This window comes from Streptomyces sp. NPDC044063, assembly GCF_056434285.1.
The window spans coordinates 220301-235643 of record NZ_JBWKFM010000012.1; the positions used below are offsets into that span (position 1 = coordinate 220301).

General features: G+C 73.4%; 14 protein-coding genes and 1 pseudogene. 10 read left to right on the forward strand and 5 right to left on the reverse strand.

Annotated features, from left to right (window positions below; all coding sequences use genetic code 11):
• The first annotated feature begins 108 nt into the window (after nt 1-108).
• Nucleotides 109-1788, forward strand: coding sequence for an FAD-dependent monooxygenase (locus AC07BS_RS17575; protein ID WP_478933027.1), 1680 nt, complete (start codon nt 109-111; stop codon nt 1786-1788).
• 195 nt (nt 1789-1983) lie between these two features.
• On the opposite strand, the gene AC07BS_RS17580 is transcribed toward AC07BS_RS17575, so the two are convergent.
• Nucleotides 1984-2673, reverse strand: coding sequence for a helix-turn-helix domain-containing protein (locus tag AC07BS_RS17580; protein WP_478933029.1), 690 nt, complete (start codon nt 2671-2673; stop codon nt 1984-1986).
• 173 nt (nt 2674-2846) lie between these two features.
• Here AC07BS_RS17580 and ppk2 point away from each other — a divergent pair, with 173 nt between their 5' ends.
• The 4 genes from ppk2 to AC07BS_RS17600 all read left to right on the forward strand — a co-directional run bounded on the left by ppk2 (nt 2847) and on the right by AC07BS_RS17600 (nt 8621).
• A complete protein-coding gene (gene ppk2 / locus AC07BS_RS17585; protein WP_478933031.1) occupies nt 2847-3656 on the forward strand; it encodes a polyphosphate kinase 2 in 810 nt (269 codons plus the stop codon).
• A 282-nt stretch (nt 3657-3938) separates the two neighbouring features.
• Nucleotides 3939-4361: a pyridoxamine 5'-phosphate oxidase family protein gene (locus AC07BS_RS17590; RefSeq protein ID WP_478933033.1), complete on the forward strand. Its 423-nt coding sequence runs from the start codon at nt 3939-3941 to the stop codon at nt 4359-4361.
• Nucleotides 4362-4425: 64 nt separating this feature from the next.
• Nucleotides 4426-7608, forward strand: a complete 3183-nt coding sequence (locus AC07BS_RS17595) for a DEAD/DEAH box helicase (RefSeq protein WP_478933035.1) — start codon at nt 4426-4428, stop codon at nt 7606-7608.
• Nucleotides 7605-8621, forward strand: a complete 1017-nt coding sequence (locus AC07BS_RS17600) for an alpha/beta hydrolase (RefSeq protein WP_478933037.1) — start codon at nt 7605-7607, stop codon at nt 8619-8621. Before AC07BS_RS17595 ends, AC07BS_RS17600 begins: the two co-directional genes overlap by 4 nt.
• Here the strand turns inward: AC07BS_RS17600 and AC07BS_RS17605 are convergent.
• Nucleotides 8609-9175, reverse strand: a complete 567-nt coding sequence (locus tag AC07BS_RS17605; RefSeq protein WP_478933039.1) for a histidine phosphatase family protein — start codon at nt 9173-9175, stop codon at nt 8609-8611. The genes AC07BS_RS17600 and AC07BS_RS17605 overlap by 13 nt on opposite strands.
• 56 nt (nt 9176-9231) lie before the next feature.
• Here AC07BS_RS17605 and AC07BS_RS17610 point away from each other — a divergent pair, with 56 nt between their 5' ends.
• The gene (locus AC07BS_RS17610; RefSeq protein ID WP_478639267.1) at nt 9232-9780 is read left to right on the forward strand and encodes an HAD domain-containing protein; all 549 of its coding nucleotides are present in this window, start codon (nt 9232-9234) and stop codon (nt 9778-9780) included.
• A gap of 6 nt (nt 9781-9786) precedes the next feature.
• Nucleotides 9787-10005 (forward strand): annotated as a pseudogene (locus tag AC07BS_RS17615) (aromatic-ring hydroxylase C-terminal domain-containing protein); the annotation flags it as partial.
• A gap of 211 nt (nt 10006-10216) precedes the next feature.
• On the opposite strand, the gene AC07BS_RS17620 reads toward AC07BS_RS17615, so the two are convergent.
• The gene (locus tag AC07BS_RS17620) at nt 10217-10645 is read right to left on the reverse strand and encodes a DUF6234 family protein (RefSeq protein WP_478933041.1); all 429 of its coding nucleotides are present in this window, start codon (nt 10643-10645) and stop codon (nt 10217-10219) included.
• A 141-nt stretch (nt 10646-10786) separates the two neighbouring features.
• Between AC07BS_RS17620 and AC07BS_RS17625 the strand changes: the two genes are divergently transcribed.
• Nucleotides 10787-11080 (forward strand): putative quinol monooxygenase, encoded by a 294-nt coding sequence (locus tag AC07BS_RS17625; RefSeq protein WP_478933043.1) that lies wholly within the window; start codon nt 10787-10789, stop codon nt 11078-11080.
• Between the two features lie 55 nt (nt 11081-11135).
• Here the strand turns inward: AC07BS_RS17625 and AC07BS_RS17630 are convergent, their stop codons facing one another.
• The gene (locus AC07BS_RS17630; RefSeq protein WP_478639262.1) at nt 11136-11369 is read right to left on the reverse strand and encodes a hypothetical protein; all 234 of its coding nucleotides are present in this window, start codon (nt 11367-11369) and stop codon (nt 11136-11138) included.
• A gap of 83 nt (nt 11370-11452) precedes the next feature.
• Nucleotides 11453-12406, reverse strand: a complete 954-nt coding sequence (locus tag AC07BS_RS17635) for a LysR family transcriptional regulator (RefSeq protein ID WP_478639261.1) — start codon at nt 12404-12406, stop codon at nt 11453-11455.
• 69 nt (nt 12407-12475) lie between these two features.
• On the opposite strand from AC07BS_RS17635, the gene AC07BS_RS17640 reads away from it, so the two are divergent.
• Nucleotides 12476-13423, forward strand: a complete 948-nt coding sequence (locus AC07BS_RS17640) for an EamA family transporter (RefSeq protein ID WP_478933046.1) — start codon at nt 12476-12478, stop codon at nt 13421-13423.
• Between the two features lie 107 nt (nt 13424-13530).
• The gene (locus AC07BS_RS17645) at nt 13531-15150 is read left to right on the forward strand and encodes a serine/threonine-protein kinase (RefSeq protein WP_478933048.1); all 1620 of its coding nucleotides are present in this window, start codon (nt 13531-13533) and stop codon (nt 15148-15150) included.
• Nucleotides 15151-15343 lie beyond the last annotated feature (193 nt).

Sequence of the window (15343 nt, forward strand, 5' to 3'; positions counted from 1 at the left end):
TAACGCCCGTAACTTTAGCTTTCGGGGCGTACGGGACGGCCCCGCGGGAATTGCGGCCGACCGCCGGGCGAGGAAGATTGATCGCAAGGCGATCAGAAGGGGGACGACATGCCCGTAGCCGATGCCGAGGTGCCGGTACTGATCGTCGGCGGCGGCCCCGTCGGGCTCACCGCCCGGGCGCTGCTGGAGCGCTGGGGCGTACGGACGTCGCTGGTCGAGAAGCACGGCGAGCTGTCCCCGTTCCCCCGCTCCCGGCTCGTCAACGTACGTTCGATGGAGATCTACCGCGGGCTCGGGCTCGCCGGAAGGATCACGGCCAACGGGTTCGCGCCGGAGTTCGGCCGCATCCGCTTCCACGACATCCTGCGCGACCGCGACTTCGGTACGGCCGCGATGGTCGGGGTCGACGCGCCGGTACCCGAAAGCCCCGTGATCGGCGTGCTCACCTCGCAGGACCGGCTGGAACCCACCCTGCTCGACGCGGCGGAGGCCCCCGTACGGTTCGGGGCCGAGCTCGTCGGGCTGACCGAGGACGCCGACGGCGTGGTGGCCCTGATCGTCGACCGCCGAAGCGGTGCGGAGACACGGGTCCGTGCCCGCTACGTCCTCGCCGCCGACGGCGCGAACTCCACCGTCCGGCAGCGACTGGGCATCGGCACCACCGGTCCCGGGGCGCAGGGAGACTTCACCACCGTCGTGTTCGACGCCGACCTCGACCGCTGGTGCGCCCACCGGCCCGCCGGGGTCTACTTCACCACGCACGGGATGTTCGCCCCGCTCTACCCCGAAGGCGGCTGGGCCTGGTTCGTGCCCACGCCCGAGGACGCCGCGCAAGCCGACTGGGCCGACCGCGTCTCGCGCGCCCTCGGCACCGACCCGCACATCGGCCCCGACGCCGATGTGCGGGTGGAGGTGCTGCGGGTCCAGCACTGGGTGATGAACGCGTTCGTCGCCGAACGCTTCCGCCACGGCCGGATCCTGCTGGCCGGCGACGCCGCGCACGCGGTCCCCATCACCGGCGGCCTGGGCATGAACGCCGGCGTCGCGGATGTCCACAACCTCTGCTGGAAGCTGGCGGGCGTCCTCCAGGGATGGGCCGAACCCGGCCTGCTGGACAGCTACGAGACCGAACGGCACCCCGTGGCCGACCGGACCCTCCACCAGGCGGTGGCCAACACGCAGCTGATGCTCCGCGTGCAGAAGGAGCGCCGCGAGCAGGTGCACGCCGGCGGAGCCGCGTCGGACCCCACCGAACTGCCCTGGACCGAGCGCTACTTCGCCCAGCTCGGTCTCCTCCTCGGCGTCGCCTACCGCTCCGGCGCCGTCCTCGCCGACGGCGACACCCCGCCGGAGGCGTCCGACACCAGCACCGACACAGGCACCGACACAGGCACCGACACAGGCACCGACACAGGCACCGACACCGGCACCGACACCAGCACCGGCACCGGCACGGGCTCTGACGCGGGCACCGACTACGTCCCCACCACGGATCCGGGCCATCGCATGCCGCACCTCTGGCTCGCACGCGACCGCTCCACGCTCGACGCCTGCGGCGAATGGTTCACCCTGCTCACCCCGGACCCCGCCGCCTGGGAGCGGCAGGCCGCCACCGGGCCGTGGCCGCTGCGCATCGAGACCCTGCCCGCCGAACACACCGGTCTCTGCGGCCTCGGCACCCGCGGAGCGTTGCTCATCCGCCCCGACGGCCATATCGCCGCCCGCTGGCGCGACAGTCCACGGGTCGACTCCACCCTCCACGACGCCCTCACCGCCATCACGCGCTGAGGCGCTGCCGGCACCTGGGCTGACAGCGCCATGGAAGCCGCGAAGAACCTCACGATCCCGGGTGCCGTCATGCGCCGCATGCGCCGCATGCTTCGCCCGGCCGCCGCACACGGCTGACGCGACTGACGCGGCCGGTGCCCTTTGCCGGGCTCGGCTTCCGGCGGCTGGGCATCGGGCCACCGCGGTGACCGGGGATCACCGGGTGTCGATGGTGCGCCCGGTGACCTCGTCGGGGCGGACGCGGATCCACAGGTCGCGCTTCCCGCCGGCCCACGGTTTCGCCCCGGGACGGGTCGCGAGGGCCTCGACCGTGCCGGGGTCGGTGATGTGCTCGGCCGTTCCGGTGATGAGGACGCTCCAGCCACGGGCGGAGTGCGCGTCGATGTGGTCGGCCTCGAACGCGAGCACGCCTCCGTCCTCCGCGGCCGCCGCGTCTCCCGCCGCGGTCCGGTAGACGATCGTGCGGCCGTCGACCAGGAAGTTCACGGGCAGGACGACGGGAGCGGACCCGGCGGTCAGACCGACCCTGCCGACCCCGTGGGTGCCGAGCCGCTGCCAGCAGTCGTCCTCGGAGAGATGCGCCAGCAGGGGAGTGCGGCCGGCGGGCCGCTGGCCGGGCGCCGCTTCACGGGGGCCTTCGACCAGTTCGTCGTAGGGCATGTCCAGGGCGGCGGCGAGACGTATGAGGGCGGGGGGATCGAAGTCGCCGTCGAAGGCCTCGATCTGACTCAGGTAGGGGACGGACACGCCGGCGCGGCGCGCCACCTCCTCACGGCTCAGCCCCAGCTGCTCGCGGCGGACGGCGCAGCGGGTCGCCACGGTGTCCTCCGGCGGACCCGGGGACGCGCTGTCGGAGTCGCCGGCTCGCGGCCCGCCGTCGTGCATCGTCCAGCCTCCAGCCGTCGGTCCGCCCCCACTCCAGGGGATCAGAAGGCGCGGACCCGTGCCAGCACTGAGCCGCCGATCGGGAGCGGACCGGGCCGTGACCGCTCCGGTAGCCGGGAGCGGCCCCGCCCCCTAGCGTGGGGGGACCGTATGGCCGTACGGAGGTGATGACCGTGACCGACAGCAGTCCGCTGCCGCGCGCGGTCTACAAGCGTGAGCTGCTGCGGCTCCAGGTGGAGCTGGTCACGCTCCAGGGATGGGTGCGCGCCGAGGGCCGGCGGCTCGTCGTCGTCTTCGAGGGGCGTGACGCCGCGGGCAAGGGAGGCGCCATCAAGCGGCTGACCGAACGGCTCAACCCCCGCACCGCCCGGATCGCCGCCCTGCCCATCCCGACCGAACGGGAACGCACGCAGTGGTACTTCCAGCGCTACGTGGCGCAGCTGCCGGCGGCGGGGGAGATCGTCGTGTTCGACCGGAGCTGGTACAACCGCGCCGGCGTGGAGCGCGTCATGGGTTTCTGTACCGACGAGGAGTACGCGCGGTTCCTGCGCCAGTGCCCCGTCTTCGAACGGCTCCTGGTCGAGGACGGGATCCTGCTGCGCAAGTACTGGTTCTCGGTGAGCGACACGGTGCAGGAACAGCGGTTCCGTGACCGGCTGGAGGACCCGACGCGGCGGTGGAAGCTGTCGGCCATGGACCTGGAGTCGATCACCCGCTGGGAGGCGTACTCCCGGGCCAAGGACGAGATGTTCGCCCGTACGGACATCCCGGAGGCGCCCTGGTACGTCGTCGAGAGCGACGACAAGCACGCGGCGCGCATCAACATGATCGCCCACCTGCTCTCGACGGTCCCGTACCGCGAAGTCCCCCGCCCCACCCTCGAACTGCCGCCCCGCCCGCCGTCCACCGGCTACCGGCGTCCCCCACGGGACGAGCAGACCTATGTGCCCGACCACGCGGGCGGGCTCGACGGATCCGGCTAGGGCGGGACCTTCGGTCCCCGACGGAACCGTACGGCCCCTGGGACGCCGGGGGCCGGTGCCGCACTCTGGGAAGCGGGCCCACCGGTGACGGCCCCGGGAGCCGGCCACGGCCGGCCGGCTCCCGCACCCGTACGGCGCCGCGCCCTGCCTCGCGTCCGCCCCACCGGTGGGCCCTTCCGGCCGACAGCGCTTGTTCGAGATCGAGTCGAAGTGCCGGTCGGCGACGGCCTCGGGGCCGTTCAGCCCTAGCCGCCCGACACAGCCGGTACGTCTACTGGTGGCATGGTCCATGTCACCGAATCGCTGCCCCGCCAGGAGGCGCTCACCTTGCTGAAGGGCGCGAAGATCGGGCGCCTGGTCTTCAGCCACCGCGCGCTTCCCGCCGTCCGCCCGGTCAACCACGTCCTCCTCGACGACCGGATCGTCATCCACGCCCACACGGGTGCCGCCCTGCTCGGCCCCGCCCGGGACGGCGCGGTGGTGGCCTACGAGGCGGACGAGTTCGACACCGAACGACGCGTCGGGTGGAGTGTGGTCGTGACCGGCGAGGCCCGTCTCGTCGACGACCCGGAGCTCCGGCAGCGCTATCACGCCGCTCTCGAGCCGTGGATCGACGGCGAGATGACCCACACCGTCGCCATCACCCTGGACCTGGTGACGGGCTACCGCATCACCGCGGGGACGACGCGACCGACGACGACGTGATGTCAGCGGGCCGCCTGGCGTAAACCGCCTGCGCGTGTGGATCACGGCATGTCAAAGTCACCGCATGAGCAGCGTGGACGAAGAGGTGGACGACGCCGTCCCGGCCCCGACGGAGGGCACCGTGGCCGAGCTGGCGGCGCGCAGATGGGGCGTCGTCCTGAGCGGAACGATGCCGGCCCGCTTCCAGGAGCCGGGGTGGAGCCATGGGGAGACGATCGGCCGGGACTGTCCGGTCTGCGCCGGCCCACTGCACGCGCTGCGCAGACCGTACGAGTCGGGCGGCCGGGAGTACCGGTACACGGCCCTCGTCTGTCCCGCCTGCCCCGGCGCCTTCACACTCGCGGACCTCGGGGTGAAGACGTACGACCAACTCACCGCGGCGCCGAAGCCCCCGGCGGTGCCGTCGCCCCGTCCGGCGGCCGCCATACGCCCGGCGCGCGGTCCCGCGCGCCCGCGCCCGGTGGCCGTCCGCGACCCGCGCCGCCCCGCGTGGCCCGACGACGTACCGCGCCCCGAAGCGGACGAGCGCCGCGCCCTGTTGTGGCGCAAGGTCACCGACCCCGCGTGGCGCCCCTCCGAGAAGGCACTCGCGGCGGCCGACGACGTCCGCGTGATCCTCCCCGATGACGACGCGCGGTACGAGGCGCTGCGCGCGTGGCTGACCGAGCGGGGAGTCCCGTACCGCGTCAGCCGCTACTGGGAGGAGGGCGAACAGGTCGGCACCGTGGGGGACACGGGCAGCCGTACGGAGCTCGTGGCCGTCGGTCCCGACGGGGCCGCGCCGGCCGCGGGGCCCTGGGCCGTGGCCGCCCGGGACGCCTTCGCCGCCCAGTGGGACGCCCTGGAGGAACTGCCCGAGGACGACGGCGATCGGTACGTACCGGTGGAGCAGCTGGTGCCCGCCGAATGGGCCGAGCTGCTGCCCCACCCGGCCTTCAACCCGACGCAGGCCGCCGCCGTCCCGCTCGTACGGGAAGGCACCGGGCACCTCGTGGTGGTCGCGCCCACGGGCGCGGGCAAGACCCCGATCGGGATGGTCGCGATGCTGGACGCGCACGCCCGGGGCCGCAAGGCGGCCTGGCTGGTGCCGCAGCGCTCGCTCACCGACGAACTCGACCGGGAACTGGAGCGGTGGCGGCGGCGCGGCCGGCGCGTGGTGCGCCTGACCGGCGAGGCCGTCGTCGACGCCGAGCTGATCCGGGCGGCCGACGTATGGGTCGCCACCACCGAGAAGTTCGAGGCGATCTGCCGGGCCGGGTCCCTGCGCGACGCGCTCGCGGAGGTGGGATGCCTGGTCGTCGACGAGATCCACCTGCTGGGCGACCCGGTCCGCGGCGCCGTCCTGGAAGCGCTGCTCACCCGGGTGCGGGAGGAGGGCCGGCTGCGGGAGGACGGCGGCGCGACCCGTATCGTCGGGCTCTCCGCGACGGTCGCCAACGCGGAGGAGGTCGCCACCTGGCTGGGCGCCCGTATGGTGCGCACCGCCTGGCGGCCCACCCGCCTGATAGCGCAGCAGCCCGTGCTGCCGGCCACCGACGAGACGGACTGGGCGGCGCGCGCCGCCGTCCGGACGAAGGCCACCGTCCGTATCGCCCGGCGGATCACCGAGGACGAGGGCAGCGTCCTGGTCTTCTGCGGCAGCAAACGACGGGTACGGGCCACCGCCCTCGCGCTGGCCGCCGACCGCGGTGTGCCGACCAAGGGCGTCGACGCGGACGACGCCGAACTCGTCGAGCGGCTGTGCACCAAGGCCGGCGTCCGGCTCCACTACCGGGACTGGCCCTACAAACGCGAGGCCGAGCAGGCCTTCCGGGCCCGCGAGGCGGACGTCCTGGTGGCCACCTCCACCGTCGCCGCGGGCGTCAACCTCCCCGCCCGGGCGGTGATCGTCGCCGACACCACCATCGGCCTGGAGCGCATCGAGGTCTCCATGGTGCAGCAGATGTTCGGACGCGCGGGCCGGATCGGCGCCGGAGAACGCGAGGGATGGGCGTTCCTCCTCACCGACCCCGTCGAACGCGCCCACTGGCAGGCCCGGCTGGCCGCCGGATACACCGTACGATCCCGCCTGGACGACCATCTGCTCGACCACCTGCTCGCCGAAGCCGTCCAGGAACGCGTCGCCACGCTCGACGAGGCCGAGCGGTGGTGGCAGGGCACGTTCGCCGCGCACCAGGGGCACGACAGCGTCGATCCGCTCCGCGAGGCGGCCCAGGTCCTCACCACGACGGGCTATCTTCGCCCAGTCGGCGAGGACCGTCTGGAGGCCAGTCCGCTGGGCCGGCTGACCAGCCGGTTCATGGTCGACGCCGCCATCGCCGACGAGCTGGCCACCGTCCTGCACGCGGCGCCCGTACCCACGTCCCCCTCCGCCGCCGAGGGGCTGCTCGCGGACCTCCTCAGCACCCGCCTTCCCGTACTCGAACAGGCCCCGTTCACCGACCGGGCACGACAGGCCCTGCGCCGCGTCCTGCGGGATCTGGAGACCGGGGACACCGACGCGGAGGAGACGGGACGGGAAGGGGAGCGGGAGCAGGAGCCGGAGGAGGAGGGCGAGCAGGAGCCGCGCGCCGGCGACCTCGCCCGTGCCGTCCTGCTGCTGGCCGCGCACAGGACGCACCTCTTCCGGGGCCGCCCCGGCTACGTCCTGGGCATCCCCGTCGACTCCATGCACGGCATCCTGGAGGAGGCCCGGCGCTACCTGGCCTGGCTCGGCGCGCAAGGGCCCATGGCGACCGTGCACCCCTGGGTGGCCGTCGTCGCCGGCGACCTCGCACCGCGCATCCGCTGGCGCGCGCTGGGACCGCGCCGCGGGGCCGGACGACTGCTGTGGATGTGCGAGCGCATGGCGACCGGCCCGCACGCCCCGCGCCTCGTGCCGAGCATGTGGAACGCGGCGCGCGACCGCGGCATCGACTCCCCCGACTGGCCCGGCACCACCCCGCCCCGGGACTGCGTCCTGCCCCCGGACCGCTACCGCGCGCTGCTCGCCGAGCGAACGACCGGAACCCGGATGGCCGTTCACGAGGAGACGGTCGAGGTGACGGCCCCGGCCGGCTCGCTGATCCGGACGTGGAACGGCGTCACGACCGCCCTCCACATCGCCGAACACGAGCACATGACCCTGCCCCTGCCACCGCCCGACCCGTCGGACGCGTCGGCGGGGCGCACCGGAGCCGCCGTCCTCACCCGCGGCGACCGGATCGCGACGGGGTGGCTCGACGCCTACGCGGGGATCCGCTCATGAGCGCGAGCGCGAGCGCTACGTCGCCGGAGCCCGGGGGCGCGCCCCCTTTCGATCCCGAACTGGCCGTGGCCCTGGCGGCCTTGGGTGACGGGGCGAGAGAGCCGTTCACACCGCAGAACCTCGCGGCCCGGCAGGAGCGGGATGCCGCCGCCCGGCCCAGGCCGACGGTCCAGGACCTGCGGGCGGGCGGCCGCTTCGAGGTGGCGGAACTGCGGGTGCCGGGCGGGCAGGACGGGCCGGACGTCACGCTCGTGAGCGCCCGGCCCGCCGGGATCACCCGGCCGCTGCCCCTGCTGTACTACATGCACGGCGGCGGAATGATCACGGGCAACGCGTGGTCCGTACTCCCGAAGCTGCTGCGCGAATGGGCCGCCGGGCTGGAGATGGCCGTCATCTCCGCCGAGTACCGGCTGGCACCGAGGGCGCGTTACCCCGGGCCGCTGGAGGACTGCTACGCCGGGCTCGTATGGGCGGCCGAGCACGCGGCCGGGCTGGGCGTCGACGCGGACCGGATCATCGTCGGAGGAAAGAGCGCCGGGGGCGGCCTCGCCGCGGCACTCGCCCTGCTCACCCGTGACCGGGGCGGGCCCGTCCCGATCGGGCAGCTGCTCCTGTGCCCGATGCTCGACGACCGCGGCGACACGTTCTCCAGCCACCAGATGGCCGGCGTCGACATCTGGGACCGGACCTCCAACGCCACCGCGTGGCAGGCGCTGCTGGGCGACCGGTACGGCTCCGCGGACCTGCCGCCCTACGCGGCGCCCGCCCGCGCCACGGATCTGTCCCGGCTGCCCCCGGCCTACATCGAGGTCGGATCGGCCGAGACCTTCAGGGACGAGGGCGTTGCCTACGCGAACGCGATCTGGCGGGCCGGTGGCCAGGCCGAACTGCACGTATGGCCCGGAGCCTTCCACGGCTTCGACACCTTCGCCCCGCGGGCGGCCCTCAGCCAGGACGCCCGCGACGCCCGTACCCGCTGGCTTCGGCGGGCCTTGGCGCGTCAGTGCCGGTAGACGGCCGGCCCCTCGGCGGGGAGGGTGTAGTGCCATCCTTCCCGCCATCCGTACGGGGCGTCGACCAGGTCTTCGATCCGGGCGCCGGTCAGGAGGCAGTCGAGGGACCATTTGTTGGCCGAGTGGGCGATGACCAGGACGCGCTGCCCGTTCCATCCGGCGGCCAGGTCGTGGAGGAAGTCCGCGGTGGCGTCCATGACCTGACGGTAGCTCTGGCCGCCTCCGGGGAAGGGGACGTCGATGTGCCGGGAACGTTCGGGAGCGAGGGTGGTCACCGGGCAGCCGTTGAGGTCGCCGTAGTCGCATTCCCGTAGGCGAGGGTCCTGGTGGAGGGGAAGGCCGGTGCCGGCGAAGGCGATGCGGGCGGTTTCCACGGCGCGGTGAAGGTCGGAGGTGAAGACGGCGGAGATGCCGTCGTCGCGGCGGCGGTCCCCGAGTCGGGCGGCGAAGCGCCGCCCCCTGACGGAGAGCCTGCCCGGCAGCCAGCCGGTGGCGATGCCGTTCTCGTTGTCCTCGGTGAGCGAATGCGTCTCGTAGACGATGTCGACAGACATGGCGGCTCCCTTCTGGGAGACAGTTCCCGTCGAGGCCTGTCGATAAGATTTTTGTTGTGACCGGCTTTACGCGGCGACCGCTGCTGTTTCTCGACGTCGACGGACCACTGATCCCCTTCGGGGCGCCATCGGGGCGGTATCCGACCTATCCGACGGGGGCCGGGCCGCTGGAGGCCGACGCGAATCCGCTGCTGGCCAGGATCAACCCCGAGCACGGGCCCCGGCTGGCGGCGCTCCCGTGCGAGGTGGTCTGGGCCACGACATGGATGGCCGACGCGAACGAATGCATCTCCCCGCGTATCGGCCTGCCGCAGCTGTCCGTGGTGGTCTGGCCGGAGCCGTCCGAGACCGACGACCAGGACGAACGCGACGGCCTGCACTGGAAGACCCGCGCCCTGGTCGCATGGGCGACGGGGCGCCCGTTCGTCTGGGTCGACGACGAGATCACCGACACCGATCGGGCCTGGGTCGCCGCCCACCACCCGGCGCACGCCCTGCTCCACCGCGTCGATCCCCGCCGCGGCCTCACCGACGCCGACTACGAGGCTCTCGGTGCGTGGCTGAGCGACCTGGGACTGGGGGCTGTCGGCCGGCGAAGCGTCTGAGTGCGCGACGGCCACGACCTGCTCGGCCGGCGGATGCGGGACATCACGCTGAAGCGTGGACGCCTCTACGAGCTGATGCGTGCCGGCCGCGGACCGCTCCTCGACCGGACCGGCCAGCCGTCGGTGACCGGCTGGGAAGACCGGATCGACCACGTCGTCGACACCAGCGAGGAACTGGACCAGCGGGACCTGCTCGCCCACCTGCCCAGGTGGTTCGGCACCGCCTGGTCTGTAGGCGGGACGGCCGGGCATGCGTCGCCCTCCCGTGGGGAGCCGGGAGGGGCGGCGCGGCCCCGCCCAGGTGGCAGCACATGGGCGGGGCCAGTGGGGTGGTCCTGCCTGGGGGAGGCTGGGGATCACCTGTGGCCAAAGAATGGCACTAGTTTCGGCCACACGGTAGAGGGTGTGGCTGAAAATGTTCGGTGAGTCGCCAGGCTCAGTTGCACCGTCCGCCACCGCTGTAGCAGGGCACATAGCCCGCGCTCGGTGTCGGCGCCGGGCCAGGGTGTCCGCGGTCGTAGTCGTGCTGTGCGAGCGTGAGCATCGCGGCCACCGCTCCGGCGGCCAGCAGCTGTGACACGACCGTCCACCGCGCGCGGCACAGCAGCGCGAGCCCGGCCAGCACCAGCGTGGCGATGAGGAAGTGCTGCGTCCAGGAGAGTTCCGCGACACGTGCCGCCTCGACCCGCGCTTCGTCCCCCTGCGCGGCCCAGACCTCCATGCCGTACCCGAACCCCCGCCACACGAATACGGCGGCCTCGACCACGAACAACACGATGCCGACGCCGATGTCCTGGCCGAGAGGCGTCCTGCGGGTCCAGGGCCATCTGCGCCAGGGCGGAGGTTCCGAAACTGTGTGCGTCATGTGCCCCACCCTGCCGGGCCGCCCGCCGGGACACATGAGTACGCGCACTCAGTGTGACCGCCCCTCCGCGAGGGTTGTCGGTGGCTGCCTGTAGCGTCGTCGCACAGTTCGCACAGTTCGTACGGTCCGCAAGGAGCAGGGATGTTCGACCTCATCGTCATCGTCCGGGTCACCGAGTCCGCTGACATACCCGCCGTCGCCGACGCGCTGGCCCGGATGCGGCCGCTGTGCCTGTCCGAGGACGGATGCGTCTCCTGGGAGGCGTACCACTCGCAGGACGACCCCGGCCGGTTCGTGCTCGTCGAACGCTGGGCCAGCCGGGCCGCCTGGGAGACCCACGGCGACGGCGAGGCCATTCAGGGCATCTACGTGCCGGAGATCCTGCCGCGCGTCGAACGCGAGGTGCACCCGAGCGTCCGCCTGGCCGCTCACTGACGCATGGACGAGCTCACTGAGGACACGGCCGACGCTGCCCGCTGAACCACCCGCACTACCCGCGCAGGAAGCCGTCCCCGTGCGCGCTGATGTGGGCTTCCAGGGCGGTGAGGGCGTCCTGGGTCGCCTGTTCCGTGCCCGATCCGCGCTTCTCCGCGTAATAGGCCGCCCCGAGCTTCTTCAACAGTTCGCCCCCGGCCCGCTGGGACTGCACCTCGTCCACCTTCTCCTTCCCGTGCTGGAGAGCCTGCTGGGCCTGCTCCTTGGCCCTGTCGAGGAATCCGGCCATTCGTCTGCCTCCACATCGGTGCGCGGTCGGTCGTCGGCCCCTCGCTTCGTCACAGGACGGAGGAAACAGTGCGAAGGTCCTGGTCACGAGTGTGAGGGACGAGCGTCTCCCGCGGGGCGCGTTCGCGGGAGCGTCACGCTTCCGGACGGGGCCGTACGAGTGTCCGGGCTCGCCGGGTCGCCTTCGCCCACCAGGTCGTGGGCGAGGCGGACCAGCGCCGGGATCGCCGGGTGGGCGGGTGTGCCGCCGCGCCAGGCCAGGACCAGCGGTACGGGTGGGGCGTCGGTCAGCGGCCGGTAGGCGATGGCGGGGTGTTCGTGGAGCCGGGGCGTCGCCGACGTCGTGATGCCCACCGCCCGGCCCGCGGCGATGGCCGTCAGCCACTCGTCGGTGTTGGTGACCTCGATCGTCGTCGTGGGCCGTGCGGTGGCGGGCCAGAGGTCCAGCGTGGTCGTTCCCGCGACGGTGTTGAGCGCCACCGGCCACGCCGCCAGGTCCGCCAGGGCGAGGGTGCCGCGGTCGGCCAGGTCGCTGCCGGCGGGCACCACCGCCACCCGCTCCTCCTCCAGGAGCGACTCCGTGACCAGCCCCGGTGCCGTCACCTCTCCGCGCAGGAGCGCGATGTCGACCCTGCCCTGGGTGAGTCCGGCGGTCCGGTCGTCGACGCGGCGCAGCTCCAGGGGAACGTCGGGGTGCTCCTGGTCCCAGCGGCGCAGCAACGGGATGGTGAGGTCGCCGAGCGCGGCCCAGGGGTGGCCGAGGCGCAGCGGCAGGGTCCGCAGGGAGCCGGCGTCGAAGGCCGCGTCCACTGCGGCGACAGCGGTGGCGGCCCGGTGACGGAAGGTCCGTCCCGCCGCCGTGAGTTCCAGGTGGTGCGTGGAACGGTCGATCAGCCGTACCCCGAGGTGCTCCTCCAGCTGGCGCAGCGTACGGGAGAGGGCCGGCTGGCCGGTGTGCAGCCGGGCCGCGGCACGGGTGATGGTGCCCTCCTCGGCGATGGCGAGGAAGGCCCGCAGGTGACGCAGCTCCATGGTCATGCCTGGGAAGCATAATGGCCGGACAATCGGCATTTCACGGGGGCCGGTGCGGCTTCCTAGCGTGGGGGCATGACAACGACGAAGTCCCGGACGGCGACCGCGGCGGCGGGCGTCGCCCACGCGCCGAGCACATCGGCGGCCACCCCTGTCCGTGGAGCCGGTGCGCCCGCGAGAGCCGGCGGTCTCGGCGGCATCGGGCTGATGCTGGCCAGTACGCTCTCGGTGCAGTTCGGCTCGGCCGTCGCCGCCCTGCTCTTCCCGCGGGCCGGGGCCCTGGGCGTGGTGACGCTGCGGGTGACGATCGCCGCCGCGCTGCTCCTGGTCGTCTGCCGCCCGCGGTTGCGGGGGCACAGCCGTACGGACTGGGCGGTCGCCGTGGCCTTCGGGCTCGCGCTCGGCGGCATGAACATCCTCTTCTACCAGGCGATCGACCGGATCCCGCTGGGTCCGGCGGTGACACTGGAGGTCCTGGGTCCGCTCCTGCTGTCCGTCGGCGCCGCGCGCCGGGCGGCGAGCCTGGTGTGGGCCGCCCTGGCGCTGGCGGGCGTCTTCCTGCTCGGGCAGGACGGTTTCGACCGGCTCGACGTGGCGGGTACCGCGTTCGCGCTCGGCGCGGGCGCCATGTGCGCGGCGTACATCGTCCTCAACGCCCGGGCCGGGACCCGCTTCCGGCGCCTCGACGGGCTGGCCGTGGCGATGACCGTGGCCGCCCTGGTCAGCCTGCCGCTGGGCATCGGCTCCGCGGGCACCACGCTGGTCGAGCCGGGTGTGCTCGGGCTCGGGCTGGCCGTCGCCCTGCTCTCCTCCGGACTGCCGTACGCGCTGGAGGTGCTGGCCCTGCGCCGCCTGCCCGCGGCGACCTTCGCGGTGCTGATGAGCCTGTCCCCGGCGGTGGCGGCGCTGGCCGGGTTCCTGGTGCTGGGGCAGGCGCTCTCGCCTCTGCAAGGGCTGGCGATCGCCCTGGTGGTGGCGGCCAGTGCGGGGGCCGTACGGACGGGGGCGCGGGGACGGCGGTGACCAGGGTGACGCGGGGGCTCCGGCCGGGCGGGTGGCGGGCCCCCTTCCTGCCTCTACCCTTGTGCCGCCAGGTACTGCTGGGACAGGTGTGAGGAACGGAGCGTGCGGTGACGACGGGGGAGACGAAGGGCGGCGGAGAGCTGGTCGGGCAGGTGCTCGGAGGCCGCTACCGCGTGACCGCGACGATCGGGCGCGGCGGCATGGGCGTCGTCGCCCGGGCCGTGGACGAGGTGCTCCACCGCGAGGTCGCCGTCAAGGTCCTGCGGGCCTACAACGACGCCTCGGCGCCCGAGCTGGCCGACCTGCGGGCCCGCATGCGGCGGGAGGCGCAGGCCGCCGCCCGCATCCGGCACAGCGGTGTGATCACCGTGCACGACGTGACCGAGGAACAGGGTCTGCCGGTCATCGTCATGGAACTCGTCGACGGGCCCTCGCTCGACGACGTACTGACGGAACGCGGCAGGCTGGAGCCGAGGGAGGCCGCCGCCATCGGGGCCGAGCTGATGGACGCGCTCGACGCCGCGCACCGGGTCGGCGTTCTCCACCGGGACGTCAAGCCCGGCAACGTGCTGCTGGAGCGCGGCGGCCGGGTCGTGCTGACCGACTTCGGCATCGCCACCGTGGAGGCCACCGGCGACGAGGCCGCCGCCAAGCTGACCCGCAGCGGCGAGATCATCGGCTCCATCGACTACCTGCCGCCGGAGCGGGCCCAGGGCCGGGAGCCCGGCCCCGCGTCCGACATCTGGTCGCTCGGCATGACGCTCTACGCGGCCGTGGAGGGCGCCTCGCCGTTCCGCCGCACATCCGTGTGGTCCACGATGACGGCGATCGTCAACGAGCCGCTGCCGGAGCCCCGCAACGCCGGGCCGCTCGCGCCCGTACTCCAGGCGCTGATGGCCAAGGAGCCGGAGAACCGGCCGACCGCCGAGCAGGCGCGCCGGATGATGGAGGCGGTGGCCGCGGGCACGACGGCGACCACCGGGCCGCCGGTTCCCGGCCCGTCGGCTCCCCTCCGTACGGCCACGGAGGTCGTCACGCCGACGCCCCCGCCAGGCTTCGGCGCCGCCGCACCGTTCCACCAGCCTGCCCCGCAGCCTCCGCACACGCCGGGGCCCGGCTACCCGCCGCCCGCGTTCGCCCAGCCCGGCGACGGCGGCTCGGCGGCGGCCGGTCGTACTCGGGGTCGTGGCCGCGGCCGTGTCGTCATCGCGGCAGCGGCCGCCGTCCTGCTCGCCGGAGGTGGCGTCACCTACGCGTTGATGGGCAAGTCCGGCGGCACGAGCGACGACGCGGCGCAGGTGGCTCCGGCGGGGGCCGGTTCACCCTCGGCCAACGCAAGTGAAGGCCCCGACGCGAAGTCCTCCGCCACGCCCTCGGCACGGCCGAGCCGGTCGGCGGACGGCGGCAAGTCCCCTCGCGCGTCGGCCTCTCCGGCGACCACGCCCAGCTCGGTGTCGAAGAGCTGCGGCGGCTGGAGCCACCAGGACCCCAAGTCCGGCACGTACGGCTACATGTCCGGCAGCTACCACATACAGACCGGGCCGTATCAGACGTGCTCCTCCGTGTCCTTGGCCAAGTCCGGTACGAAGCTCATGTACCACTGCGAGGTCGTCAACGCCCACGGCAACAAGTGGACCTACGTCCGCGTTCCCGGAACGAACATCTCCGGCTGGATGTCCAACGACAACCTCACACGCCGGAACGGACCGTCGACGCCCTGCAAGTGACCTCCGCGACGTCGAGGCCCTCCGTTCACGCTGACGCCGTCACCGTGAACGGGGGTGGGGGGGGGGGGGGGGGGGGGGGGGGGGGGGGGGGGAGAGGGGGGAACAACCCCCCCCCCCCCCCCCCCCCGGGGTTCAGCTCTTGCCCTCCGCCCCCCCCCTCGGCGAAGAGGACAGCACCGCCCACTCACCCCCC